The organism is Achromobacter sp. ACM01, assembly GCF_014851745.1.
In the GTDB taxonomy this organism is placed as follows: domain Bacteria; phylum Pseudomonadota; class Gammaproteobacteria; order Burkholderiales; family Burkholderiaceae_B; genus Achromobacter; species Achromobacter aegrifaciens.
This window is the reverse complement of the sequence record NZ_JACVAF010000005.1, coordinates 183,486-206,746: the sequence shown is the minus strand read 5'-3', so window position 1 is coordinate 206,746 and position 23,261 is coordinate 183,486. Positions and strand designations below refer to the sequence as shown.

At 63.4% G+C, this 23,261-nt stretch carries 25 protein-coding genes; 20 read left to right on the top strand and 5 right to left on the bottom strand.

Annotated features, from left to right (window positions below):
- The first annotated feature begins 10 nt into the window (after positions 1-10).
- Positions 11-1,201, top strand: a complete 1,191-nt coding sequence (locus IB268_RS23705) for an MFS transporter (protein ID WP_175181415.1) — start codon at positions 11-13, stop codon at positions 1,199-1,201.
- A gap of 63 nt (positions 1,202-1,264) precedes the next feature.
- Entirely contained in the window at positions 1,265-1,663 is a 399-nt protein-coding gene (locus IB268_RS23700; RefSeq protein ID WP_054456073.1) for a RidA family protein, read from the top strand.
- Here the strand turns inward: IB268_RS23700 and IB268_RS23695 are convergent.
- Positions 1,660-2,565, bottom strand: coding sequence for a LysR family transcriptional regulator (locus IB268_RS23695; RefSeq protein WP_054456075.1), 906 nt, complete (start codon positions 2,563-2,565; stop codon positions 1,660-1,662). The genes IB268_RS23700 and IB268_RS23695 overlap by 4 nt on opposite strands.
- 98 nt (positions 2,566-2,663) lie before the next feature.
- On the opposite strand from IB268_RS23695, the gene IB268_RS23690 reads away from it, so the two are divergent.
- The 3 genes from IB268_RS23690 to IB268_RS23680 all read left to right on the top strand — a co-directional run bounded on the left by IB268_RS23690 (position 2,664) and on the right by IB268_RS23680 (position 4,575).
- Positions 2,664-3,821 carry a DSD1 family PLP-dependent enzyme gene (locus tag IB268_RS23690; RefSeq protein WP_054456077.1) on the top strand — a complete coding sequence of 386 codons (1,158 nt, stop codon included), beginning with the start codon at positions 2,664-2,666 and terminating at the stop codon, positions 3,819-3,821.
- Positions 3,822-3,845: 24 nt separating this feature from the next.
- Entirely contained in the window at positions 3,846-4,232 is a 387-nt protein-coding gene (locus tag IB268_RS23685) for a RidA family protein (RefSeq protein WP_054456078.1), read from the top strand.
- 70 nt (positions 4,233-4,302) lie between these two features.
- A complete protein-coding gene (locus IB268_RS23680; RefSeq protein ID WP_054456080.1) occupies positions 4,303-4,575 on the top strand; it encodes a hypothetical protein in 273 nt (90 codons plus the stop codon).
- A gap of 12 nt (positions 4,576-4,587) precedes the next feature.
- Here IB268_RS23680 and IB268_RS23675 read toward each other — a convergent pair whose 3' ends face one another.
- Positions 4,588-4,887 (bottom strand): DUF2513 domain-containing protein, encoded by a 300-nt coding sequence (locus tag IB268_RS23675; RefSeq protein ID WP_054456477.1) that lies wholly within the window; start codon positions 4,885-4,887, stop codon positions 4,588-4,590.
- A gap of 125 nt (positions 4,888-5,012) precedes the next feature.
- Between IB268_RS23675 and IB268_RS23670 the strand changes: the two genes are divergently transcribed.
- The 5 genes from IB268_RS23670 (at position 5,013) to IB268_RS23650 (ending at position 7,733) form a co-directional block, all read left to right on the top strand.
- A complete protein-coding gene (locus IB268_RS23670) occupies positions 5,013-5,411 on the top strand; it encodes a hypothetical protein (protein ID WP_192328534.1) in 399 nt (132 codons plus the stop codon).
- Positions 5,412-5,504: 93 nt separating this feature from the next.
- Complete coding sequence (locus tag IB268_RS23665) at positions 5,505-5,825, top strand: hypothetical protein (protein ID WP_054456085.1); 321 nt, start codon at positions 5,505-5,507, stop codon at positions 5,823-5,825.
- Between the two features lie 375 nt (positions 5,826-6,200).
- Positions 6,201-6,404 carry a cold-shock protein gene (locus IB268_RS23660; protein WP_006220190.1) on the top strand — a complete coding sequence of 68 codons (204 nt, stop codon included), beginning with the start codon at positions 6,201-6,203 and terminating at the stop codon, positions 6,402-6,404.
- A 228-nt stretch (positions 6,405-6,632) separates the two neighbouring features.
- The gene (locus IB268_RS23655; protein WP_192354895.1) at positions 6,633-7,196 is read left to right on the top strand and encodes a DUF924 family protein; all 564 of its coding nucleotides are present in this window, start codon (positions 6,633-6,635) and stop codon (positions 7,194-7,196) included.
- 330 nt (positions 7,197-7,526) lie between these two features.
- Positions 7,527-7,733 carry a cold-shock protein gene (locus IB268_RS23650; protein ID WP_006225311.1) on the top strand — a complete coding sequence of 69 codons (207 nt, stop codon included), beginning with the start codon at positions 7,527-7,529 and terminating at the stop codon, positions 7,731-7,733.
- A gap of 120 nt (positions 7,734-7,853) precedes the next feature.
- Here the strand turns inward: IB268_RS23650 and IB268_RS23645 are convergent, their stop codons facing one another.
- Positions 7,854-8,405 carry a TIGR00645 family protein gene (locus IB268_RS23645; RefSeq protein WP_054456088.1) on the bottom strand — a complete coding sequence of 184 codons (552 nt, stop codon included), beginning with the start codon at positions 8,403-8,405 and terminating at the stop codon, positions 7,854-7,856.
- 259 nt (positions 8,406-8,664) lie between these two features.
- On the opposite strand from IB268_RS23645, the gene IB268_RS23640 reads away from it, so the two are divergent.
- The 5 genes from IB268_RS23640 to lon all read left to right on the top strand — a co-directional run bounded on the left by IB268_RS23640 (position 8,665) and on the right by lon (position 15,667).
- A complete protein-coding gene (locus IB268_RS23640; RefSeq protein WP_119449349.1) occupies positions 8,665-9,420 on the top strand; it encodes a M48 family metalloprotease in 756 nt (251 codons plus the stop codon).
- 169 nt (positions 9,421-9,589) lie between these two features.
- Positions 9,590-10,900, top strand: coding sequence for a trigger factor (gene tig / locus IB268_RS23635; protein ID WP_054456093.1), 1,311 nt, complete (start codon positions 9,590-9,592; stop codon positions 10,898-10,900).
- A gap of 4 nt (positions 10,901-10,904) precedes the next feature.
- Positions 10,905-11,558: an ATP-dependent Clp endopeptidase proteolytic subunit ClpP gene (gene clpP / locus IB268_RS23630; RefSeq protein ID WP_054456095.1), complete on the top strand. Its 654-nt coding sequence runs from the start codon at positions 10,905-10,907 to the stop codon at positions 11,556-11,558.
- Positions 11,559-11,658: 100 nt separating this feature from the next.
- Positions 11,659-12,957, top strand: a complete 1,299-nt coding sequence (gene clpX, locus IB268_RS23625) for an ATP-dependent Clp protease ATP-binding subunit ClpX (protein WP_054456097.1) — start codon at positions 11,659-11,661, stop codon at positions 12,955-12,957.
- 259 nt (positions 12,958-13,216) lie between these two features.
- Positions 13,217-15,667, top strand: a complete 2,451-nt coding sequence (gene lon, locus IB268_RS23620; RefSeq protein WP_054456099.1) for an endopeptidase La — start codon at positions 13,217-13,219, stop codon at positions 15,665-15,667.
- A 123-nt stretch (positions 15,668-15,790) separates the two neighbouring features.
- Here lon and lexA read toward each other — a convergent pair whose 3' ends face one another.
- Positions 15,791-16,441 (bottom strand): transcriptional repressor LexA, encoded by a 651-nt coding sequence (gene lexA / locus IB268_RS23615; RefSeq protein WP_054456101.1) that lies wholly within the window; start codon positions 16,439-16,441, stop codon positions 15,791-15,793.
- A 271-nt stretch (positions 16,442-16,712) separates the two neighbouring features.
- Entirely contained in the window at positions 16,713-17,912 is a 1,200-nt protein-coding gene (locus tag IB268_RS23610; protein ID WP_054456103.1) for an amino acid aminotransferase, read from the bottom strand.
- 75 nt (positions 17,913-17,987) lie between these two features.
- Between IB268_RS23610 and uvrB the strand changes: the two genes are divergently transcribed.
- The 5 genes from uvrB (at position 17,988) to iscU (ending at position 23,260) form a co-directional block, all read left to right on the top strand.
- Complete coding sequence (uvrB, locus tag IB268_RS23605; RefSeq protein WP_225588755.1) at positions 17,988-20,108, top strand: excinuclease ABC subunit UvrB; 2,121 nt, start codon at positions 17,988-17,990, stop codon at positions 20,106-20,108.
- 249 nt (positions 20,109-20,357) lie between these two features.
- Positions 20,358-20,849, top strand: a complete 492-nt coding sequence (locus IB268_RS23600) for a low molecular weight protein-tyrosine-phosphatase (protein WP_006386176.1) — start codon at positions 20,358-20,360, stop codon at positions 20,847-20,849.
- Between the two features lie 194 nt (positions 20,850-21,043).
- On the top strand, positions 21,044-21,586 hold the full coding sequence (gene iscR, locus IB268_RS23595) for a Fe-S cluster assembly transcriptional regulator IscR (RefSeq protein ID WP_054456107.1): 543 nt from the start codon (positions 21,044-21,046) through the stop codon (positions 21,584-21,586).
- A gap of 21 nt (positions 21,587-21,607) precedes the next feature.
- Entirely contained in the window at positions 21,608-22,819 is a 1,212-nt protein-coding gene (locus IB268_RS23590; protein ID WP_054456109.1) for an IscS subfamily cysteine desulfurase, read from the top strand.
- Positions 22,820-22,852: 33 nt separating this feature from the next.
- Positions 22,853-23,260, top strand: coding sequence for a Fe-S cluster assembly scaffold IscU (iscU, locus tag IB268_RS23585; RefSeq protein WP_054456111.1), 408 nt, complete (start codon positions 22,853-22,855; stop codon positions 23,258-23,260).
- Position 23,261: the final 1 nt, after the last annotated feature.

Sequence of the window (23,261 nt, the reverse complement as noted above, 5' to 3'; positions counted from 1 at the left end):
AAGGTTTCCGGTGTCGAATCCGTATCGCGAGTTGTTCCAGGCGCCCGGCGCACTGGGTTTTGTCCTGGCCGGCGCCATCGCCCGCCTGCCTTTGCCCATGATCGGCATCGGCATCATCACCATGCTGTCCGAGGTGCGCGGGTCCTACGCGTTGGCGGGCGCCGTCGCCGCCACGTTTGCGCTGGCCACGGCCTTGCTGGCGCCGCGGATTTCCCGCCTGGTGGACCGCCATGGCCAGGGCAGGGTGCTGCCGGTAGCCGCGGGCCTGTGCGTCGCGGGGCTGGTTGGCCTGGCGGCCTGCGTGCAATGGAATGCGCCCGAGTGGACCCTGTTTGTCTTCGCCGCGCTGGCTGGCGCCTTGCCCAGCATGCCGGCCATGATACGCGCGCGCTGGACCGAGATATTCAGGGACCAGCCGCAGTTGCGCACCGCCTACGCGCTGGAGTCCGTGGCCGACGAGCTGAGCTTCATCGTCGGCCCGCCGCTGGCCGTCGGGCTGAGCGCGCTGTTCTTTCCGCAGGCTGGCCCCTTGTTCGCGGCGCTGCTGCTCGCGGTGGGCGTCACGGCCTTCGTGCTGCAGCGGGCCACGGCGCCTGCCGTGCGGTTTACGCAGGAAGGGCGTCAGGCGTCGGTGTTGCGCATGCCGCCGATGCGGTCCCTGCTGGCGATGATGGCCGCCATGGGCGTCATCGTCGGCACCATCGACGTCCTGAGCGTCGCCTTTGCCCGGCAGCAGGGCATGCCGGCCGGCGCCAGCCTGGTGCTGTCGGCCTATGCCCTGGGTTCCTGCGTGGCCGGCCTGGTGTTCGGCGTACTGAAGTTCCAGATGCCGCTGGCCCGCCTGCTTGTGGTCGCGGCGGCGGTCACGGCGTTCACCACGGTTCCGCTGCTGCTGGTGAACGATCTGCTGACCCTGGTGCTGGGCGTGCTGCTGGCCGGCCTGTCGTTCGCGCCGACCATGATCATCGCGATGGCGCTGGTGGAAAGCAGCGTGCCTGGCCATCGCCTGACGGAAGGCCTGACGTGGCTGGTGACTGGCCTGGGTGCGGGCGTAGCGGCGGGCGCGGCGCTGGCGGGCTGGGTGGTCGACCACTACGGCGTGGGTGCGGGATTCTGGACGGCGGTAGGGGCGGGCGCCATCGTGCTGCTGGCCGCCATGCCGGTGGGACGCAGTCCCGTGGCCGGTCGCGCCGGCGCCTGACCAGGCCGGCCGATAGAATGGGGAGTCCGGCGCCCTCACCAGGCGCGCCGCAAGGAGAACCGCATGTCCAGAACAGTCGTCAATCCCGACACCGTGTTCAACACCGTCCAGTATGGATTCAGCCAGGCCGTCATCGTCACGGGGCAGCGCCGCATGCTGCTGTCCGGCCAGGTTGGCGTCGACATCAACGAGCGTACGGCGGGGCCGGGCCTGCAGGAGCAGACCGAAGCCGCGCTGGACAATGTCGAGCGCGTGCTGGCTGCGGCCGGCGGCACTTTGGCGCAGGTGATCATGCTGCGCATCTACATCTGCGAAACGGCCAGGGAGGATCAGGAAGTCATTGCGCAGGCGCTGCGCGACCGCTTCAAGAAAGATCCTCCGCCCTCATCGTGGATCATCGTCAGCGGCCTGTCGCTGCCGGAATGGCTGATCGAGATCGAGGCCGAGGCCATGCTCGACTAGGCGCGCCAGGGCGCCGTTGCAAAGGCGGCGCGCAGATGCGCCAGAAAGCCGGCCGTGCGCGCGGGCAGTTCCTGGCGCGATTTCACCAGGGCCACCACGTCGGCCGACGGCAAGGTCCAGCCGGGCAGCAGCGGCACCAGCGCGCGCGCCTGCAGATGCGTGGCCACATCCCATTCCGAGCGCACGATGATGCCGTGCCCGGCCAGGGCCCACTCCACGGCGGTTTCCCCGGCATTGCTGGACAGCACCGGCGCCACGCGCACCCCCACGGCCGGGCCGCGTCCATGCTTGAAGCGCCACAAGGTCACGTCTTCATCGTTCTCGCGCAGCGCGATGCAGTCGTGCCCGCGCAGGTCCTCGGGCTTGGCAGGAGCGCCGTGGCGCGCCAGGTAGGAGGGCGCCGCGCACAGGATCCGGCGATTGGGTGCCAGCGGGTACGCGACCAATGTCGAATCGCGCAGCTCGCCGATGTGAACCATCACATCCCAGTCATCGGAAGCCAGCCGCGGCGGCCCGTCGGATAGCGTCAGGCTGGCGGTCACGTCCGCGCTTTGGCTGCGGAACTCGGCGACCAGCCCAGCGATGTAGCGCTGCCCGAATCCCAGCGGCGCGACCACGCGCAGATGGCCTGCCACCACGCCCCTGCGGCCTGCCAGTTCGTCGGCCAGGTCGCCCAGTTCGCCGCAGATCTGTTCCGCCCGCAGCGCCAGCAGCCTGCCTTCGTCGGTCAGCGCGGTGCCGCGTCCCGAACGGTTGACCAGCCTGACCCCCAGCCGTTTTTCCAGCGTATGCAGTCTTTGGGTGACTGCGGGCGGCGTGACATCCAGCGCGCGCGCCGCTTCGGCCAGCGAGCGGGTGGCGGCCAGGCTAAGGAAGAAACGCAGGTCTTCGGTCGTAATCATGCAGGCATGGATTAATGGATGATTAAGTCTAGATTAAACACGCGGAACCGCCGTCGCGCCATACTTCAGCCATTCCGATACGCCATGCCGAGAACGCCATGAACCAGAACGCCACGCCTTCCTCCCTCGAGACCCTGGATACCCCGTGCCTGCTGCTCGACGAGACGCGCATGATGCGCAATATCGATCGTCTGAATGCGCTGATGGCCGGGCACGGGGTGCAACTGCGTCCGCACCTGAAGACGCCCAAATCGATAGATGTCGCGCGCCGGCTCATGTCTACACCCCAGGGGCCGGCCGCCGTGTCCACGCTGCAGGAGGCCGAACAGTTCGCGGCTGCCGGCGTCACCGACCTGCTGTACGCCGTGGGCGTGTCGCCGGCAAAGCTGGACCGCGTGCTGGCGCTGCGCCGCCGCGGCGTGGATCTCACCGTGGTGGTGGACAGCCTGGAAGCGGCGCGCGCCGTCGCCCAGCGGGGGAGGGATGCTGGCGACGCCATCCCGGCACTGATCGAGATCGACTGCGACGGCCATCGCGCCGGGGTGCAGCCGGGTAATACGGCACAGTTGCTGGCGATTGCGCGCGTCCTGCATGAGGACGGCGCGTGCCTGCGCGGCGTCATGACGCACGCCGGCGAGTCGTACGGCTGCGATAGCGTCGACGCCATTGCCGACATGGCCGAGCAGGAGCGCGTGGCGGCCGTGAGTTGCGCCGAGGCGATCCGCCAGGCTGGCCTGCCATGTCCCGTGGTCAGCGTGGGATCCACCCCCACCGCGCATTTCGCCCGCAAGCTCGATGGCGTGACCGAAGTGCGCGCGGGCGTATACGTATTCTTCGATCTGGTGATGGCCGGGCTGGGCGTGTGTACGGTCGACGACATCGCCGCCACGGTGTTGACGACCGTGATCGGCCATCAGCCGGACAAGGGCTGGATCCTGGTGGATGCCGGATGGATGGCCATGTCGCGCGACCGGGGCACGGCCAAGCAGCGGGTGGACCAACTGTACGGCCTGGTGTGCGACGCCAGCGGTACGGTCTACCCCGACTTGCTGCTGGCCGAGACCAACCAGGAGCAGGGCATCATCAAGGTGCGTCCTGGCAGCGGCGCGGCCTTGCCCGAGCTGCCGCTGGGGGCGAAGCTGCGCATCGTGCCCAATCACGCCTGCGCCACCTGCGCGCAGCATGATGCCTACGAGGTCGTGCGTCCGGATTCGTCCGGGGTGGTGGCGCATTGGGAACGCTTTCGCGGCTGGTAAGCCGCCTTTCACGAGGAGGCATGCATGGATCTCATCCATACGAATCGGGCCACGCCGCCCGCGGGCCATTATTCGCAGGCGGTCCGCGCCAACGGTTTCATATTCGTTTCGGGGCAATTGGGCTTCCTGCCGCCCGCTGCGCCGGGCGCGCGACCAGCGCTGGCCGATGGCGCCGCGGCCCAGACCCGGGAAGCGCTGCGCAGTGTTCGCGCCATACTCGAAGCGGCCGGCGCGTCGCTTGCCGCGGTCGCCAGCGTGACCGTGTACATCCCGGACGTGGCGCTTTGGGACGAGGTCAACCAAGTCTACGAGGAGTGCTTCGGCGCTCACCGGCCCGCGCGGGCCATTGTGCCCACCCGCGAGCTGCACTACGGCGCCCAGGTGGAGATCAGCGTGGTCGCCGTCGCCTAGCCCGCGGCGGACCGCGCAGGCGGACGCCTATAATGCCTGCGCCTCAATACCTTCGGGGGAGACCGTCCGCATGCAGTACGAATACCTGTTCTGGTCCATGGCCGCTATGGTGGCGGCGGCGCTGGCAGGCGGCTCGCTATGCGGGCGCCTGGGCTCCGTCAAGCGGGTGCTGCTGGGGGTTGTCGCGCTGGCCGCGGCGGTGGGCGTGGCGGTGTTCCTGCTGTCCCGCCACGGCGGCTTCAGCGAACTGTCGGCGATGCTGTCGATCGCCGCCTTCATGTTCAGCCTGGTGATCGGCGCCGCCGCATCGCTGCTCACGCGGCGCATACTCTTGCGCCGCTGAGCGCTTCGCGCCTTATTCTTCGGCGTCGAAATCTTCGTCGTCTTCGTCTTCTTCATCCTGTTCCAGGGCGTCGTAGCCCTTCCAGGTGATGCGCCAGCGCGTCGCGCCCGCAGTGGCCGCCGTCTCGCTGATCTGCTTGACCAGGCCCGCGTCTTCCAGCAGGTCGAGGTGATGCGCAATCAGTTGCAGGCCTTGCTCTTCGGGATGCGGCGCCAGGGCCACGTTCTTGATGTCGTGCGTGCTCAGGTTGGGGCCGGGGGCGTCGCGCAGGGCGCCCAGGATAGTGACGACCAGGTCGAAATCGCGTTGCATGTTGTCCACCATTCATTGGGGGTAAAAGACAGGCCGACGATAGCAGAGATCCATTGCCGCGACGCGACAGGGGCCGCAGCCGGGTTACAGTCCAGGGTTCTCGATAACCGATACATGCAGATTCCATGAAGAAACCCGCAGAGCGCGATTGCCTCGCGCTGATCCCCGGCTACACGGGCCAGGCCGCCAAGCTCTTTCTCACGCGCAGCGAGGACGGCCGCATCGAAGGCGTGACCGTGTTCGATCTGCTTGGCCATATCAAGCTGCAGGGCGATGCGGATGCGGCGGCGGCGTGGGTCGGCGACTGGCTGGCCCAGGAGGCCGGTAACCGCAAGGCCCGCCGTACGCAGCTCCTGGCCCAGATGTTCGTCTGCAAGCTTGCCGGCGAGGAGAAGGACCGCTTCCTGGCGGCGCAGAAGCCGCTGGTCCGGGTTCTGGCCGATGCCGGGGTGCGGACCCGTCCCGTTGCCGCCACCTCCGGCGCCGCGCGGCAGTCGCTTGGTCCTACTGTCAAGAAGCATTAGCCCAAGGCTGTTATAGTCGCGCCTGGGCGTGCGAGTGCACCTGCAAGGTGCGTGCCCAGGCGGGCAGCGCCCGCAAGTCAAGGAAGAGTGATCATGGAAATAGTAAGTCGGCAGGTTGCCGACGTAGCGGGCGGCGTCGAGCTGCACACCACGCTGGATGGCGAGAGCATCAGCGTCTACGTCCTGGAAGGCGTGGCGGATCTCAATGCGATCGCAGACATCGTGCCGCGTGAAAAAGTCGAAGCAGGGGCTGACATACACGCCTCTAGTGTCGACAATGTTGATAATGCGCAAGAACAGATCGACCAAGTCCTGGAGAATATGAATCCCGGCGACGTGGCGGTTTTCCTTTGCTCGGGTCCCGATGCTTTCGGCGCGGCGCTCGATCTGCTGGGTTTACCTATCGACGAGTAAGCCTGGCGGCAAACCAAAGTGCTAGCCCGAACGGCGTATGAAGAAATCCTCGTACGCGGGCAGGCGGCATTTATATAAGCCTAGATTGTTTTTTTATGATGCGTGGGTGTAAACACCTATGCAGGACTTCTTATTGCCTATGAAAATGTGTGGAATCCGCGTGCAGTTTCTCTTTGTTGCATTATTGGCACGCATTTTTTAGGATTATGTTGACTTGTGAGGGGAACCTAACGATAGTGTCGGCACACGATCACAAGCGTTGCGATTTTCGTTCAGTGCCGTGCCTTTTCCGGCTCAGCGTTATTGTTCTACTGTCCCCTCCTTGATTGATTCGTGACCTCCGGGCATTTGCCCATTATCTCTAGGAAATACAGTATGGAAACCGGCGTCGTTAAGTGGTTCAACTCGGAAAAGGGCTATGGCTTCATCACTCCGGAAGCGGGTGGTAAGGATCTGTTCGCTCACTTCTCCGAAATTCAGGGCTCGGGCTTCAAGTCTCTGGAAGAGAACCAGCGCGTCAGCTTTGTGACGGCCAACGGCCCCAAGGGCCCGCAAGCTACGAAGATCCAGGTCCTGTAAGGGTCTGAGTTTTCGATAGAAGCCCCCTCGTGGGGCTTTTTTGTTTTCTGCCGCAGCGTTCCTAAACATGGAAAGTATCGCTGCGCTTGTAATCTCAGGGTAATCCCTAGAGTGCGTTATTCAGGTTTCCAAGTCACACCCGATTCATTCATTCGGTGTATGGATCCTAATATGGTGCGCGTCTCTGTTATTGTCGGCCTTGCTTTCGACTTCAGGATATGCGCGCTCATGACTTCTACCCCCGCCACGCAAATCGTTCCGCAGCCCCACGAGGTGGTGGCGTTCTGGCGCGATGCCGGCCCGCAACAGTGGTTCAACAAGAGCGCGGACTTCGACGCAGCCTTCCGCGCCCGTTTCGAGGCTGCCCACATGGCTGCGGCCGCGCGCCAGTTGGATGCGTGGCTGGACGACGCCACCGGCGCCTTGGCCCTGATGGTCCTGTTGGACCAGTTTCCGCGCAACGCCTACCGGGGGACGGCGCACATGTTCGCCACGGACCCTTTGGCCCAGTACTTCGCCGACCGGGCCATCGCGGCCGGCCATGATCTGGGGGTGGACCCGCAACTGCGTCAGTTTTTCTACCTGCCCTTCGAGCACGCGGAGAACCTCGCCGCGCAAAACCGCGCCGTGGCCTTGATGGAACCATTGGACTCCGACTCGCTGCGCTGGGCGGTCCTGCATCGCGACATCATCAAGCGCTTCGGGCGCTTTCCCCATCGCAATGCCGCGTTGGGCCGGCAAACTACGCAGGCGGAGCAGGAGTTTCTCGATTCCGGCGGGTTTGCGGGGTAGGCGCACCGCGCGCGGCACGTGGGTCCAGGCGCCTTTCCGGCAGCAGGTATCCGCATGTGTCTACGCGTGCCAAGTTGAAAATTCCTGGCCTGCCTGGCGGTGTCAAACCCGCGCCGGCCTTGCTTCTCCGCTGCTTTGGCGGTGCTCCTGAATTTGCGGATGTTTGACGTTTTTCGGGGTTCGCCAATACACTGGGTTCAGCGAGATTTTCAAGCGACGCGGTCTGCGTTTCACTTGTCGCCGTCAGTGGTACTGCGGTTGCTTCCTCTCCCATCCTTGATGATCTGGCGCCCCGCGAGCAATCGCTTTTTCTAGGTTCAAGGACACTCCATGGCAACCGGCATCGTTAAGTGGTTCAACGCCGAAAAGGGTTATGGTTTCATCATGCCCGATGATGGCAGCAAGGATCTTTTCGCTCACTACTCGGAAATCCGCAGCGAAGGCTACAAGTCGCTGCAGGAAAACCAGCGCGTCACCTTTGAGGTCGGTACCGGCCCCAAGGGTCCCAGCGCAAAGAACATCAAGGTAGCGGCCTGACCTTCGCAGGGCAGCGCCCCGGGCCGGCCCGGCGCTCCGCCCAGAAAAAAGCCCCCGCACGCAATGTGCGGGGGCTTTTTTTGTTGCCGGGCGGGCGCGCCTCTGGGGCGCTTGCCGGCGTCAGTGCTTCGCGTGGTTGGCCGGTGGCGTGGCCAGCTTGTCCACCAGCGCAATTCCCAGCGCCGACAGGATGAAGAGGGCGTGGATGATGGTCTGCCACATCACGCCGGCCTCGGAGAAGCGCGCGTTGGGCGTGCCCAGCGTGCCGGCCTCGATGAAGGTGCGCAGCAGGTGGATCGAGGAGATGCCGATGATGGCCATGGCCAGCTTGACCTTGAGCACGCTGGCGTTCACGTGGCTGAGCCATTCCGGCTGGTCCGGGTGGCCTTGCAGGCGCAGGCGGGACACGAAGGTTTCGTAGCCGCCCACGATCACCATGACCAGCAGGTTCGAGATCATCACCACGTCGATCAGGCCCAGCACGATCAGCATGATCTCCATTTCGCCGAAGCTGCTGGCGTGCGTCACCAGGTGCCAGAGCTCTTTCAGGAACAGCATGACGTAGACGCCTTGCGCGACGATCAATCCCAGGTACAGGGGCAGTTGCAGCCAGCGCGAGCTGAAGATCAGGCTGGGCAGCAGGCCCAGGCGGGGAGGGGTGTTGGAGATCATTTGGGTGCGAGCCCTATGGTGTGTGCGAAAAAATGGCGGGCGCAATTCTATCAACGCCGCGTTGCCGCAGATATCAGTTTCTTTGAGAGGGTCTGATCCAAGGGAATACCCGCTAGCACGATTGCGCAAATCCTGTTCGGGTTTTATGTAAGAAAAACTGGCATTTGCGAAACTGTGTGGCGAAACGCTTGGTGCGCATTGGTCGTATATAGAATTGCGGCCTCGTTCGCATAGAGCCAGTAAAGAGGAGTTTGTTCCCATGAAGATCCGCTACACCGTCGCCGCCCTGGGCGTTGCGCTCGCCCCTTTCTCCGCCTCCCACGCTTTGGACATCGGCGGCCTGGTCGGCGCCGGCAGCAAGGTCGTTCAAGCTGCCACGCTGAGCGATGCCGAGATCAAGACCCTGTCGGACAAGGCTTGCGCGCAGAGCGATTCCCAGGAAAAGATCGCCGCTCCCGGCAGCAAGTACGACGCCCGCCTGCAGAAGATCGCCAAGCAACTGGGCGGCACGGTCAACGGCCAGAAGGCCAGCTACAAGGTCTACATCACCAAGGACGTCAACGCCTGGGCCATGGCCAACGGCTGCATCCGCGTCTACAGCGGCCTGATGGACATGATGACCGACGATGAGGTGATGGGCGTGGTGGGCCACGAAATCGGCCACGTCGCGCTGGGCCACAGCAAGAAGGCGATGCAGACCGCCTACACCGTTTCCGCCGCGCGCGATGCTGCCAATGCGGCAGGCGGCGCCACCGTGGCCGCGCTCAGCTCGTCGCAACTGGGCGACCTGACCGAGAAGTTCATCAACGCGCAGTTCTCGCAGTCGCAGGAAAGCGCCGCCGACGATTACTCGTTCGACCAGCTGCAGGCCAAGGGCCTGAACACCCGCGGCCTGGTGACCGCGTTCCAGAAGCTGGCTGAGCTGGACGGCGGCAAGAGCGACATGATGAGCTCGCATCCGTCCTCGGCCAAGCGCGCGCAGCACATCGAAGAGCGCATCGCCAAGGCCAAATAAGGCTTTCTGGCTGACGTATATTCTCCCGTCCCGGGTGGAAAACGGGGCGCGAGTATCCGGACTTATCCGGGTGCTCGCGCCCCTTTGCGTCAGGGGACCGGAAGTTTCCGGTAAAATGCCCCGTTTATCCGCCCGTCATCTCTTTATCTCTCGGAAAATAGGTCTTTTAATGCAGCCTGTGGTTGAAACCCTCTCCGGCCTGGAGCGCCGTGTTGATCTGGCCGTCTCGGTGGCCGACGTCGAAAAGGAAGTCCAGGCGCAATTGAAGCGCGTGGCCCGGACCGCCAAGGTCCCCGGCTTCCGTCCGGGCAAAGCTCCGCTCGCCATGCTCGAGCGCAGCCATGGCCCCGGCATCCGCTACGACGTGATCAATAGCCAAGTTGGCCGTGCCTTTGAACAAGCTGTCGATGGCGCCAAGCTGCGCGTCGCCGGCGCCCCGAACCTCGAGCCCAAGACTGAAGGCGTTGCCGACGACACGCTGGCGTTCACCGCCACGTTCGAGGTCTACCCCGAAGTCGCCGTGCCGGATCTGTCGGCCCTGGCCGTCACCCGCTACGAAACGGCCGTCACCGACGCCGAAGTGCAGCAGACCCTGGACGTCCTGCGCAAGCAGCGCGCCACGTTCGAAGCCCGTGAAGGCCGCGCCTCGCAAGACGGCGACCGCGTCACGCTGGACTTCGCCGGCACCATCGACGGCGTGCCGTTCGAAGGCGGCAAGGCCGAAGCCTTCCCGTTCGTGCTCGGCCAAGGCCGCATGCTGCCGGAATTCGAAGAAGCCGCCCGCGGCCTGAAGGCTGGCGAAAGCAAGGTCTTCCCGCTCAAGTTCCCCGATGACTACCAGGGCAAGGAAGTTGCCGGCAAGACCGCCGAATTCACCATCACCGTCAAGGAAGTGGCTGAAGGCGTGCTGCCCGAACTGAACGGCGAATTCGCCAAGTCCCTCGGCCAGGCCGAAGGCGACATCGAAAAGCTGAAGGCCGACATCCGCAGCAACATCGAGCGCGAAGTCAAGGTCCGTTCGGCTGGCCGCACCAAGTCCAGCGTCATGGACGCCCTGGTCGAAGCCGGCAAGTTCGACGTGCCGAAGGCCCTGGTCGACAACGACGTGCAAGGCCGTGTCGCCGCCGCCCGCGAAGAGCTGAAGCAGCGCGGCATCCCCAACGCCGAATCCGTGCCGATCCCGGCCGAAGCCTTCGCCACCGAGTCCGAGCGCCGCGTGCGCCTGGGCCTGCTGGTGTCGGAACTGGTCAAGCAAGCCCAGCTGCAAGCCAAGCCCGAACAAGTCCGTGCGCGTATCGAAGAGTTCGCCGAGAACTACGAACAACCCGCACAGGTTGTCAGCTATTACCTGGCCGACCGCCAGCGTCGTGCTGAAATCGAGGCTATCGTGCTGGAAGACAATGTCGTCGCGCACGTGCTTGAAAAGGCCAAGGTCACCGAAGAGAAGGTGCCTTTCGATCAGTTGATGGGGATGGCGTAACACTATGCAGAGATTCACCGATTTCTATGCGGCAATGAATGGCGGGTCTTCGGTGACCCCCACCGGTCTGGGCTACATTCCCATGGTGATCGAGCAGTCGGGGCGCGGCGAACGCGCCTACGACATCTATTCGCGTCTGCTCCGCGAGCGGCTCATTTTCCTGGTGGGTCCGGTCAATGACGCAACGGCCAACCTGGTCGTGGCGCAGTTGCTGTTCCTGGAATCGGAGAATCCTGACAAGGACATTTCCCTGTACATCAACTCGCCCGGCGGGTCGGTGTATGCGGGAATGGCCATCTTTGACACCATGCAATTCGTCAAGCCGGACGTGTCCACCCTTTGCACCGGCCTGGCGGCCAGCATGGGCGCGTTCCTGCTGGCGGCAGGCAAGAAGGGCAAGCGCTTCACGCTGCCCAACTCGCGCATCATGATCCACCAGCCCTCGGGCGGCGCCCAAGGGCAGGCCTCGGACATCCAGATCCAGGCTCGCGAGATCCTGGACCTGCGTGAACGCCTGAACCGCATCCTGGCCGACAATACCGGCCAGACCATGGAACGCATCGGCATAGACACGGAGCGTGACAACTTCATGTCGGCCGAAGATGCGGTATCGTATGGACTGGTGGACAAGGTTATGACCTCCCGCTCGGAAGGCTGACTTCCCGGTTGACCCGAACCCGCTGCCACCACGTTTGAGTAAGCGCATGCGCTAGGCCTTTAGCCGGCCTGGCGCATCTTTACCTGAGATACGAACATATATGCCTGAAAAAAAGGGATCGGCAGACGCAAAAGTGCTGCATTGCTCGTTTTGCAATAAAAGCCAGCATGAAGTCCGCAAGCTGATCGCGGGTCCGTCGGTATTCATCTGCGATGAATGCATAGATCTTTGCAACGACATCATCCGCGAGGAGGCGCAAGCCACCGCGCGCGCGGCGATTCGTTCCGAACTGCCCACTCCGGCTGAAATCAAGACCTTCCTCGACCAGTACGTCATTGGGCAGAACTCGCCCAAGCGCATGCTGGCCGTGGCCGTCTACAACCATTACAAGCGCATCCGCCACGGCGAGATCAAGGGCGACGAAGTCGAGCTCTCCAAGAGCAACATCATGCTGATCGGCCCCACCGGGTCGGGCAAGACGCTCCTGGCCCAGACGCTGGCGCGCATGCTGAACGTGCCCTTCGTCATGGCCGACGCCACCACGCTGACCGAAGCCGGTTATGTGGGCGAAGACGTCGAGAACATCATTCAGAAGTTGCTGCAGAACTGCAACTACGAAGTGGAAAAGGCGCAGCGCGCCATCATCTACATCGACGAAATCGACAAGATTTCGCGCAAGTCCGACAACCCGTCCATTACGCGCGACGTATCGGGCGAGGGCGTGCAGCAGGCCTTGCTGAAACTGATCGAAGGCACGGTCGCCTCGGTGCCCCCGCAGGGCGGCCGCAAGCACCCGAACCAGGACTTCGTCCAGGTCGACACGACCAACATCCTGTTCATCGTGGGCGGCGCCTTCGACGGACTGGAAAAGGTCATCCGCGACCGCACCGAGAAATCGGGCATCGGCTTTTCGGCCTCGGTGCGCGCCAAGTCGGAGCGCGGCGTGGGCGAACTGTTCTCCGAAGTCGAACCCGAAGACCTGATCAAGTTCGGCCTGATCCCCGAACTGGTTGGCCGTCTGCCGGTGGTCGCCACCCTCGATGAGCTGGACGAAGCGGCCCTGGTGCAAATCCTGACCGAGCCCAAGAACGCCTTGCTCAAGCAGTTCCAGAAGCTGTTCGCCATGGAAGGCGCCGAGCTCGACGTGCGTCCCGCCGCCCTGAAGGCGATCGCCCGCAAGGCGCTGCGCCGCAAGACGGGCGCGCGCGGTCTGCGTTCCATCATCGAGCAGGCCCTGCTCGACACCATGTATGACCTGCCTTCCCAGGGCAACGTCAAGCGCGTGGTGCTGGACGAGAACGCGATCGAAGGCGAGGGCAAGCCATTGCTCATCTACGCCGACGAGGACGCGGCTTCAGACAAGCCAGAGCGCGGAGAAGTCCGCGACGCCGCAGCCTGATATTTCAAAAAAGCCCGTTCCTGTAACGGGTTTTTTTGCCTAAGGCGCATTCCCGGGTGCAAACACGCTTTTCCTGCAGGCGCGACGCTTGCATACTGAGGGTGCCGCCCCGCGGTTTTTTTCAGCCTTTGGGGGATCCAGGCGCCGAGATCTTGAATTTTCGGCTATTGTTCCCATAACAGACGTAACCGACGTGGATTGTCCGGGTATACCCAGGCCTCCCGTCCCCGATACGCCGAGTCATACCGAGGAACCTCCTATGTCTGCCAGCCAGACCCTGCCTTCCGACCCGATCGACCTGCCCCTGCTTCCACTGCGCGATGTCGTGGTGTTTCCGCACATGGTCATCCCGCTGTTCGTCGGCCGTCCGCGCTCTATCCGCGCGCTCGAGGTTGCGATGGAAGCGGGCAAGAGCATCATGCTGGTGGCCCAGAAATCCGCCGGCAAGGATGATCCCACCCCCGAAGACGTCTACGAGATCGGCTGCGTAGCCGGCATCCTGCAGATGCTCAAGCTGCCCGACGGCACCGTCAAGGTGCTGGTCGAAGGCACCCAGCGCGCCCGCATCAACAGCATCGAAGATGCCGATTCGCATTTCACCTGCCAGGTGTCGCCGATCGAACCGGACGCCATGCAAGGCTCCGAGACCGAAGCTTTGCGCCGCGCCATCGTCGCGCAGTTCGAGCAGTACGTAAAACTGAACAAGAAGATCCCCCCGGAGATCCTGACCTCGCTGGCTGGCATCGATGATGCCGGACGCCTGGCCGACACGATCGCCGCGCATCTTCCCTTGAAGCTCGAGCAGAAGCAGAAGATGCTCGAGATCGTCGGCACCTCCGAGCGCCTCGAAGGTCTGCTCACGCAACTCGAAACCGAAATCGACATCCTCCAGGTCGAAAAGCGGATTCGCGGCCGCGTGAAGAAGCAGATGGAAAAGAGCCAGCGCGACTACTACCTGAATGAGCAGGTCAAGGCCATTCAGAAGGAGTTGGGCGAAGGCGAAGAGGGCGCGGACATCGAAGAGCTCGAAAAGAAGATCATCGCTGCCCATATGCCCAAAGAGGCGCGCAAGAAGGCCGATGCCGAGCTCAAGAAGCTCAAGCTCATGTCGCCCATGTCGGCCGAAGCCACCGTGGTGCGCAACTACATCGATACGCTCATCAACCTCCCCTGGAGGAAGAAGAGCAAGATCAACAATTCCATCAGCAACGCCGAAACGGTGCTGGACAACGACCACTACGGTCTGGAAAAGGTCAAGGAACGGATCCTGGAATACCTTGCCGTGCAACAGCGCGTGGACAAGGTGAAGGCGCCGATCCTGTGCCTGGTCGGCCCTCCGGGCGTGGGCAAGACCTCGCTCGGCCAATCCATCGCCAAGGCGACGAACCGCAAGTTCGTGCGCATGGCGCTGGGCGGCGTGCGCGACGAAGCCGAAATCCGTGGCCACCGTCGTACGTACATCGGCTCCATGCCGGGCAAGATCGTCCAGAACATGTCGAAGGTCGGCGTGCGCAATCCCTTGTTCCTGCTCGATGAAATCGACAAGCTGGGCATGGATTTCCGCGGCGATCCCTCGTCGGCGCTGCTCGAGGTGCTGGACCCGGAACAGAACCACACGTTCCAGGACCACTACATCGAAGTCGACTTCGACCTGTCCGACGTCATGTTCGTGGCTACCAGCAACACGCTGAACATTCCGCCGGCGCTGCTGGACCGCATGGAAGTGATCCGCCTGTCGGGTTACACCGAGGAAGAGAAGATCCACATCGCCCGCGACCATCTGCTGCCCAAGCTGATGAAGAACAACGGCGTGAAGGATAGCGAACTCACGGTCGACGACAGCGCGCTGCGCGACATCGTGCGCTACTACACCCGCGAAGCCGGTGTGCGTGCGCTCGAACGCGAAGTGGGCAAGATCTGCCGCAAGGTCATCAAGCAGTTGCTGACCCAGAGCGACCGCGCCAAGGCCGAAGGCAAGACCGCCGAGGTCAAGCCGGTCAACGTCACGGGCGACAACCTGAGCGATTTCCTGGGCGTGCGCCGTTACGCCTTCGGCATGGCCGAAAAGGAAAACCAGATCGGTCAGGTGACGGGTCTGGCCTGGACGGAAGTTGGCGGCGACCTGCTGACGATCGAAGTCGCGGACATGCCGGGCAAGGGCGTCATCCAACGCACCGGTTCGCTGGGCGACGTGATGAAGGAGTCGGTCGAGGCGGCCCGCACCGTGGTGCGTTCCCGCGCCCGCCGTCTGGGCTTTGCCGACAGCGTCTTCGAAAAGCACGACATGCACGTGCACGTGCCGGAAGGCGCCACGCCCAAGGACGGTCCGTCCGCGGGTATCGCGATCACCACGGCCATGGTGTCGGCCTTGTCGCGCATTCCGGTGCGCGCCGATGTCGCCATGACCGGCGAGATCACGCTGCGCGGCGAAGTCCTGCCCATCGGCGGCCTGAAGGAAAAGCTGTTGGCGGCTCACCGTGGCGGTATCAAGACGGTCTTGATCCCGGAAGAAAACGTCAAGGATTTGGCGGAGATCCCGGACAACGTCAAGAACCACCTTGAGATCGTGCCGGTGCGCTGGATCGACAAGGTGCTGGAACTGGCGCTGGAGCGTCTGCCGGAGCCCCTGGCCGAGGAAGAAGCGGTCAAGGAACCCCTGGTGGCCAAGCCTGCCGAACCTGGTTCGACCGACCCGGTGCTCAAGCACTGATGGACACCGGGAGGGACGCCGCCGGTAAGCGGCGCCCCTTCTGGATAGCTTCCAACAAAAAACCCCGTCAATTTCTTGGCGGGGTTTTTTTCATGCCGCGCGCAAACGCGGGAGTAGTGGGGGCTAGTGCAGCGCGTGCGTGCGGATCAGGCCCACCGCGATGCCTTCCAACGCGAAATCCTGGCCGGCTTCGACCACGATGGGTTCGAAGTCGGGATTTTCGGGCAGTAGTTCGATGTGGCCGTTCTGGCGCTGCAAGCGCTTGACCGTGACGTCGTCGCCCAGGCGGGCCACCACGATCTGGCCGTTGCGGGCTTCCGAGGCTTTCTTTACGGCGAGCAGGTCGCCTTCCAGGATGCCGGCGTCACGCATGCTCATGCCGCGCACCTTGAGCAGGTAGTCGGGCGTCTGGGCGAACAGGTTGGGATCGACGCCGACCTCGCGTTCGACGTGCTCGGCAGCCAGGATGGGGCTGCCAGCGGCCACGCGGCCGACCAGCGGCAGCAGCAACTGCGCCAGGCCCGGCATGGGCAGCGAGCTTTGCGTGGGAGCAGGGGAGGTGTCTTTCAGGCGGATGCCGCGGGACGCGCCGGCCGTCAGTTCGATGGCGCCCTTGCGGGCAAGCGCCTTGAGGTGATCTTCCGCCGCGTTGGGGGAACGGAAACCCAGGGCCAGGGCAATTTCGGCACGCGTCGGCGGGAAGCCGGTGCGAGTGACGGTCTGCCTGATGAGATCCAGGATTTGTTGTTGGCGATCAGTGAGTTTGCTGGCCATGGCGATGATCCGGTGCTATCGGACTGTACATATATACAGCGCCATTCTGGGGGACGCAGCGCAAAAAAGCAAGCCGGTCCGGACCAAAAGAAAAAGCCGGTCCGGACCAAAAGAAAAAGCCGGTCCGGACCAAAAGAAAAAGCCGGTCCGGACCAAAAGAAAAAGCCGGTCCGGACCAAAAGAAAAAGCCGGTCTGGACCAAAAGAAAAACGGGACCCGAAGGTCCCGTTCCTGACGGCAGGCCCGCGTGGGCCTGTGCGCTGCAAATGGCTTACAGCACGGCCGCGATGCCCTTGGCGACCTTGTCGATGTTGCCGCTGTTCAGCGCGGCCACGCAGATGCGGCCGCTGGAGACGGCATACACGCCATGCTCTTCGCGCAGGCGATCCACTTGCGCCGCGGTCAGGCCCGAGTACGAGAACATGCCGCGCTGCTGCAGCACGAAACTGAAGTCCTGCTTGCCGCCGTGTTCCTTGATCTTGTCGACCAGTTGCTTGCGCATCAGGCGGATGCGGTCGCGCATGCCGGCGAGTTCCTCTTCCCACATCGCGAAGAGTTCAGGCGTGTTCAGTACCGTCGACACCACCGTGCCGCCATGGGTGGGCGGGTTGGAGTAGTTGGTGCGGATCACGCGCTTGAGCTGGCTCAGCACGCGGGTGGCTTCGTCCTTGCTGCCGGCGACGACCGTCAGCGCGCCGACGCGCTCGCCGTACAGCGAGAACGACTTCGAGAACGAGGAGCTGATGAACATGGTCAGGTCCAGATCGGCAAACATGCGCACGACCGAAGCGTCTTCGGTCAGGCCGTCGCCGAAGCCCTGGTAGGCGATGTCCAGGAACGGGACCAGATTGTTTTCCTTCACGACGGCCGCGATCTGCTTCCACTGGTCGGCGGTGGGGTCCACGCCGGTCGGGTTGTGGCAGCAGGCATGCAGCACGACGACGGTCTTGGCCGGCGCGGCCTTCAGGTCGGCCAGCATGGCATCGAAGTTCAGGCCGCGGGTGGCGGCGTCGTAGTACGAATAGGTACCGACTTCGAAGCCGGCGCGCTCGAACAGGGCGCGGTGGTTTTCCCAGCTGGGGTCGCTGATCAGGACCTTGGAGGTCGGCAGCAGCTGGCGCAGGAAGTCAGCGCCGATCTTCAGCGCGCCGGTGCCGCCCAGGGCCTGAGTGGTCAGCACGCGGCCGGCGGCGGCCAGCGCGGAATCCTTGCCCAGCAGCAGGGCTTGCGCGCCGTTGTTGTAACCGGCGATGCCTTCGATCGGCAGGTAGCCGCGGGCGGCGGCGGCTTCGATGCGGGCGGCTTCGGCCTTGCGGACCGCGCCCAGCAGGGGGATGCGACCCTGATCGTCGTAGTACACGCCCACGCCCAGATTGACTTTACCGGGACGCGTATCAGCGTTGTATTGTTCGTTCAGGCCAAGAATGGGGTCGCGCGGGGCGAGTTCGACGGAATCGAAAAGGGTGCTCATGGGAGTCTGATGAGGTGGGTGGACGCAGTACAGGCTGCTGTGGATAATGAGGGGTTTACCCTGGAAGAGTCTAGCATGCCTAAGAGCGCAATAGACCCGATTACGGCGGGGGCCGCAGCGAACCTGGCGGCCGATCCCGCGGCGGCATCGGCCGTGGCGGATCCGTCCGCGCCAGGCCCTGGATTCATCGATTTCCCGGGCAGCCCGTTCCATCTGTACCAACCCTATCCGCCGGCGGGCGATCAGCCCACCGCCATCGAGGGGTTGACCCAAGGGGTCGAAGACGGCCTGATGTTCCAGACGCTGTTGGGCGTGACGGGCTCCGGCAAGACCTACACCATGGCCAACGTCATCGCCCGCATGGGGCGCCCGGCGCTGGTACTGGCCCCCAATAAGACCCTGGCCGCCCAGCTGTACGCCGAAATGCGGGAGTTCTTCCCGAAGAACGCCGTCGAGTACTTCGTTTCGTACTACGACTACTACCAGCCCGAGGCGTACGTCCCCACGCGCGACCTGTTCATTGAAAAGGATTCGTCCATCAATGAGCACATCGAACAGATGCGGTTGTCGGCGACCAAGAGCCTGCTGGAACGCCGCGACACCATCATCGTGGGCACCGTGTCCTGCATCTACGGTATCGGCAACCCCGGCGACTACCACGCCATGGTGCTGATCCTGCGCGCCGGCGACCAGATCTCGCGCCGCGAGATCCTGGCCCGCCTGGTCGCCATGCAGTACACCCGCAATGACGCCGAGTTCACCCGCGGCGTCTTCCGGGTGCGTGGCGAGACCATCGACATCTTCCCGGCGGAAAGCCCGGAACTGGCGCTGCGCCTGACGCTGTTCGACGACGAGATCGAAAGCCTGGAGCTGTTCGATCCGCTGACCGGCCGCATCCGCCAGAAGCTGCCGCGTTTCACTGTCTACCCCGGTTCGCACTACGTCACGCCGCGCGACACCGTGCTGCGCGCCATCGAGACCATCAAGGAAGAGCTGCGCGAACGGGTCAAGCGCTTCGTCGACGACGGTCATCTGGTCGAAGCCCAGCGGCTGGAGCAGCGCACCCGTTTCGACCTGGAAATGCTGCAGGAGCTGGGCTTCTGCAAAGGCATCGAAAACTATTCCCGCCACCTGTCGGGCGCGGCGCCGGGCGAACCGCCGCCCACCCTCATCGACTACCTGCCGTCCGATGCGCTCATGTTCATCGACGAAAGCCACGTCACCATCGGCCAGTTGGGAGGCATGTACCGGGGCGACCGGGCGCGCAAGGAAACGCTGGTGCAGTACGGTTTCCGCCTGCCGTCGGCGCTGGACAACCGGCCGCTGAAGCTCGAGGAATTCGAGGCCCGGATGCGCCAGTGCGTGTTCGTGTCGGCCACGCCGGCCGCCTACGAGAAAGAGCACACCGACAATGTGGTGGAGCAGGTGGTCCGGCCTACGGGCCTGGTGGACCCGCTGGTCCAGGTCTTGCCCGCCCGCACCCAGGTCGACGATCTGCTCGGGCAGATCAAGGCGCGCGTGGCGCAAGCGGAGCGCGTGCTGGTCACCACCCTGACCAAGCGCATGGCGGAGGATCTCACCGACTTCCTCAGCGAGCATGGCGTGCGCGTGCGCTACCTGCATTCGGATATCGACACTGTCGAACGTGTCGAAATCATCCGCGACCTGCGTCTGGGCACCTTTGACGTGCTGGTGGGGATCAACCTGCTGCGCGAAGGGCTGGATATTCCCGAAGTGTCGCTGGTGGCGATCCTGGACGCCGACAAGGAAGGCTTCCTGCGTTCGGAGCGCAGCCTGATCCAGACCATCGGGCGCGCGGCGCGCAACCTCAATGGCCACGCCATCCTCTATGCGGACCGCATCACCGATTCAATGCAACGCGCCATGGAGGAAACCGAGAGGCGGCGTGCCAAGCAGCTGAAATTCAATGCCGACCATGGCATTACCGCCCGGGGCGTGCAAAAGGCCGTGCGGGAACTGATCGATGGCGTTGTCGCTCCAACCCAGCACGATGCGCTCGAGGCCGCGGTTCCGGCCGAGTTCCTGAAGGACGAAAAGGCCCTGGCTCGCGAGATCAAGCGCCTGGAAAAGCTGATGATGGATCATGCCCGAAACCTGGAGTTCGAACAGGCTGCCGCGGCGCGCGATGCGCTGACCGCGCTGAAGCAGCGCGTGCTGCTGGATGGGGCGGTGTAGCGGCGAAATCATGTCTGAATGTTTCTATATGCTGACAGGCGGCTGAATATGCCGGAAATCTGCTGCGTTGCAATCAGGCTGCCACGATTCGTCCGAATATCCGGATTCAGTGTTCACAGGCTGGATCCAGATTTCTTTCTAAGTATTTGATTTCATTGAATAAATATTGGGGTCATATTCGCCCGGTCAGAATCCCGCAGACGCAAAAAAAGCTTGCCTTATCTCGGGTTTTCCCGCACACTTACTTCCATGATGACCAAGGTACTTTTCGTTTGCATGGGCAATATCTGTCGCTCGCCGAGCGCAGAGGGCGTGTTTCGCCATTTGGTGAACGACGCGGGTTTGGGCGATGTGGTTCGCATCGACTCCGCGGGCACGCACGCGTTTCACATCGGCGAGGCGCCTGATGCCCGGGCGCAGGCCGCAGCGCGCAAGCGCGGCTACGAGATCACGCACTGCGAAGCGCGTCAGGTCACCGCGGAAGATTTCCGCGATTTCGACCTGATCCTCGCCATGGACTGGGACAATCTGTCCGCCATGCAGCAGCAGTGCCCCAAGGCCTACCAGCACAAGCTGATGCTGCTGATGCGCTTTGCCAATGAGTTCGAAGAGGCCACCGTGCCCGATCCGTACTATGGCGGCGCCGACGGTTTCGGCAAGGTCCTGGACTACCTGGAAGACGCCTGTCAGGGCGTCCTCGAGCTGGTGCGCAAGCGCGCTACCCAGTACCAGGCGGCTTGATCCGCTTTTGCCGCAGGGCTGCCCGCCGGGCGGTTCTCGGAGGTGCTTGGCAGTAAAAGACCGCGCGAATGCGCGGTTTTTTCTAGCCGGGAGCCATACCAAATTAGTCGGGAATAGGCTATACTTGAGGCAATTACTCGGGTATTGACCGCTGGATTCGCCTGCGGCCATTGCCGAATCACTGGGAACCTACCATGCGGCTAACTACCAAGGGGCGTTTCGCCGTGACTGCCATGATCGATCTGGCTATGCGGCAGCATAGCGGTCCGGTCACTCTTGCGGCCATCAGCCAGCGTCAGAACATTTCGCTGTCCTATCTGGAACAGCTGTTCGGGAAACTGCGTCGCCACGAACTCGTGGACAGCGTGCGCGGCCCCGGGGGCGGCTACTCGCTCGCGCGCCTCGCCCGCAACGTTACCGTTGCCGACATCATCTTCGCCGTCGATGAACCCCTGGACGCCACCAGCTGCGGCGGCAAGCGGGACTGTACGAGCGGCAACGACGGCAAGCCGGGCAAGTGCATGACGCACGAACTCTGGGCTACGTTGAATCGCAAGATGGTGGATTACCTGGATTCGGTGTCCCTGCAGGATCTCGTCGATCAGCAGCGCGTGCGCCAATTGCAGGAAGCCAACAATCAAGCGCAGGCTTGCGCGGTGCGCGTGAACCGGGTGGGGGGCGCCAACAACGCCGCCAACGCCCCGGCCGCGACCGTCGCCGCCAACGCCACCGTATAAGCAGTATCAGGAGTTGTAGAAATGACCACCCGCCCGATCTATCTGGATTATTCCGCCACGACGCCCGTCGACCCCCGCGTCGTGGACAAGATGGTGCCCTGGCTGTACGACAACTTCGGCAACCCGGCATCCCGCAGCCATGCGTTTGGCTGGGAATCCGAGGAAGCCGTTGAACGCGCCCGCGAAGAAGTCGCCAAGCTGGTGAACGCCGATCCGCGCGAAATCGTCTGGACCTCCGGCGCCACCGAATCCAACAACCTGGCGATCAAGGGCGCTGCCAACTTCTACCAGGAACGCGGCAAGCACATCGTCACCGTCAAGACCGAGCACAAAGCCGTGCTGGACACCTGTCGCGAACTCGAGCGCCAGGGCTTCGAAGTGACCTACCTGGACGTCAAGGACAACGGCCTGATCGACCTGGACACCTTCAAGGCCGCGCTGCGCCCCGATACCGTCCTGGTATCCGTGATGATGGTGAACAACGAAATCGGCGTGATCCAGGACGTGGCAACGCTGGGCGAGATCTGCCGCGAAAAGGGCATCATCTTCCACGTGGACGCCGCCCAGGCAACCGGCAAGGTGGAAATCGACCTGCAAAAGCTCAAGGTCGACCTGATGTCGTTCTCGGCTCACAAGACTTACGGCCCCAAGGGCATCGGCGCGCTGTACGTGCGCCGCAAGCCGCGCATCCGCATCGAAGCGCAGATGCACGGCGGCGGCCATGAGCGCGGTTTCCGCTCGGGCACGCTGGCCACGCACCAGATCGTCGGCATGGGCGAAGCTTTCCGCCTGGCCCGCGAAGAAATGGGCACCGAGAACGAGCGCATCCGCATGCTGCGCGACCGCCTGTGGGCTGGCCTGTCGCAGATCGAAGAGGTCTACCTCAACGGCGACATGGACCAACGCGTTCCGCACAACCTGAATGTCAGCTTCAATTATGTCGAAGGCGAGTCCCTGATCATGGCGATCAAGGAACTTGCCGTCTCCAGCGGCTCGGCCTGCACCTCGGCCAGCCTGGAACCGTCCTACGTGTTGCGCGCCCTGGGCCGCAACGACGAACTGGCGCACAGCTCGATCCGCTTCACGCTGGGCCGTTTCACGACCGAAAAGGAAGTGGACTACGCCATCGAGTTGCTCAAGAGCCGCGTCGGCAAGCTGCGCGATATGTCGCCGCTGTGGGAAATGGCCAAGGAAGGCATCGACCTGAACACCGTGCAGTGGGCTGCGCACTAAGCGCCCGCGCCTTGAAATTCGTGGAGAATTAACATGTCTTACAGCACCAAAGTCCTGGATCACTACGAAAACCCGCGCAACGTCGGTTCGTTCGACAAGTCGGACGAGTCGGTCGGCACCGGCATGGTCGGCGCACCCGCCTGTGGCGACGTGATGAAGCTGCAGATCAAGGTGAACGAAGCCGGCGTGATCGAAGACGCGCGCTTCAAGACCTACGGCTGCGGTTCGGCCATCGCTTCCAGCTCGCTCGTGACCGAATGGGTCAAGGGCAAGACGCTGGACGAGGCGATGAACATCCGCAACACGCAGATCGCCGAAGAACTGGCCCTGCCGCCCGTGAAGGTGCACTGTTCCATCCTGGCCGAAGACGCGATCAAGGCCGCGGTGCAGAACTACAAAGAAAAGCATTCGGCCCCGGCTGAAGCTGCTGTGGCGGGCTGAA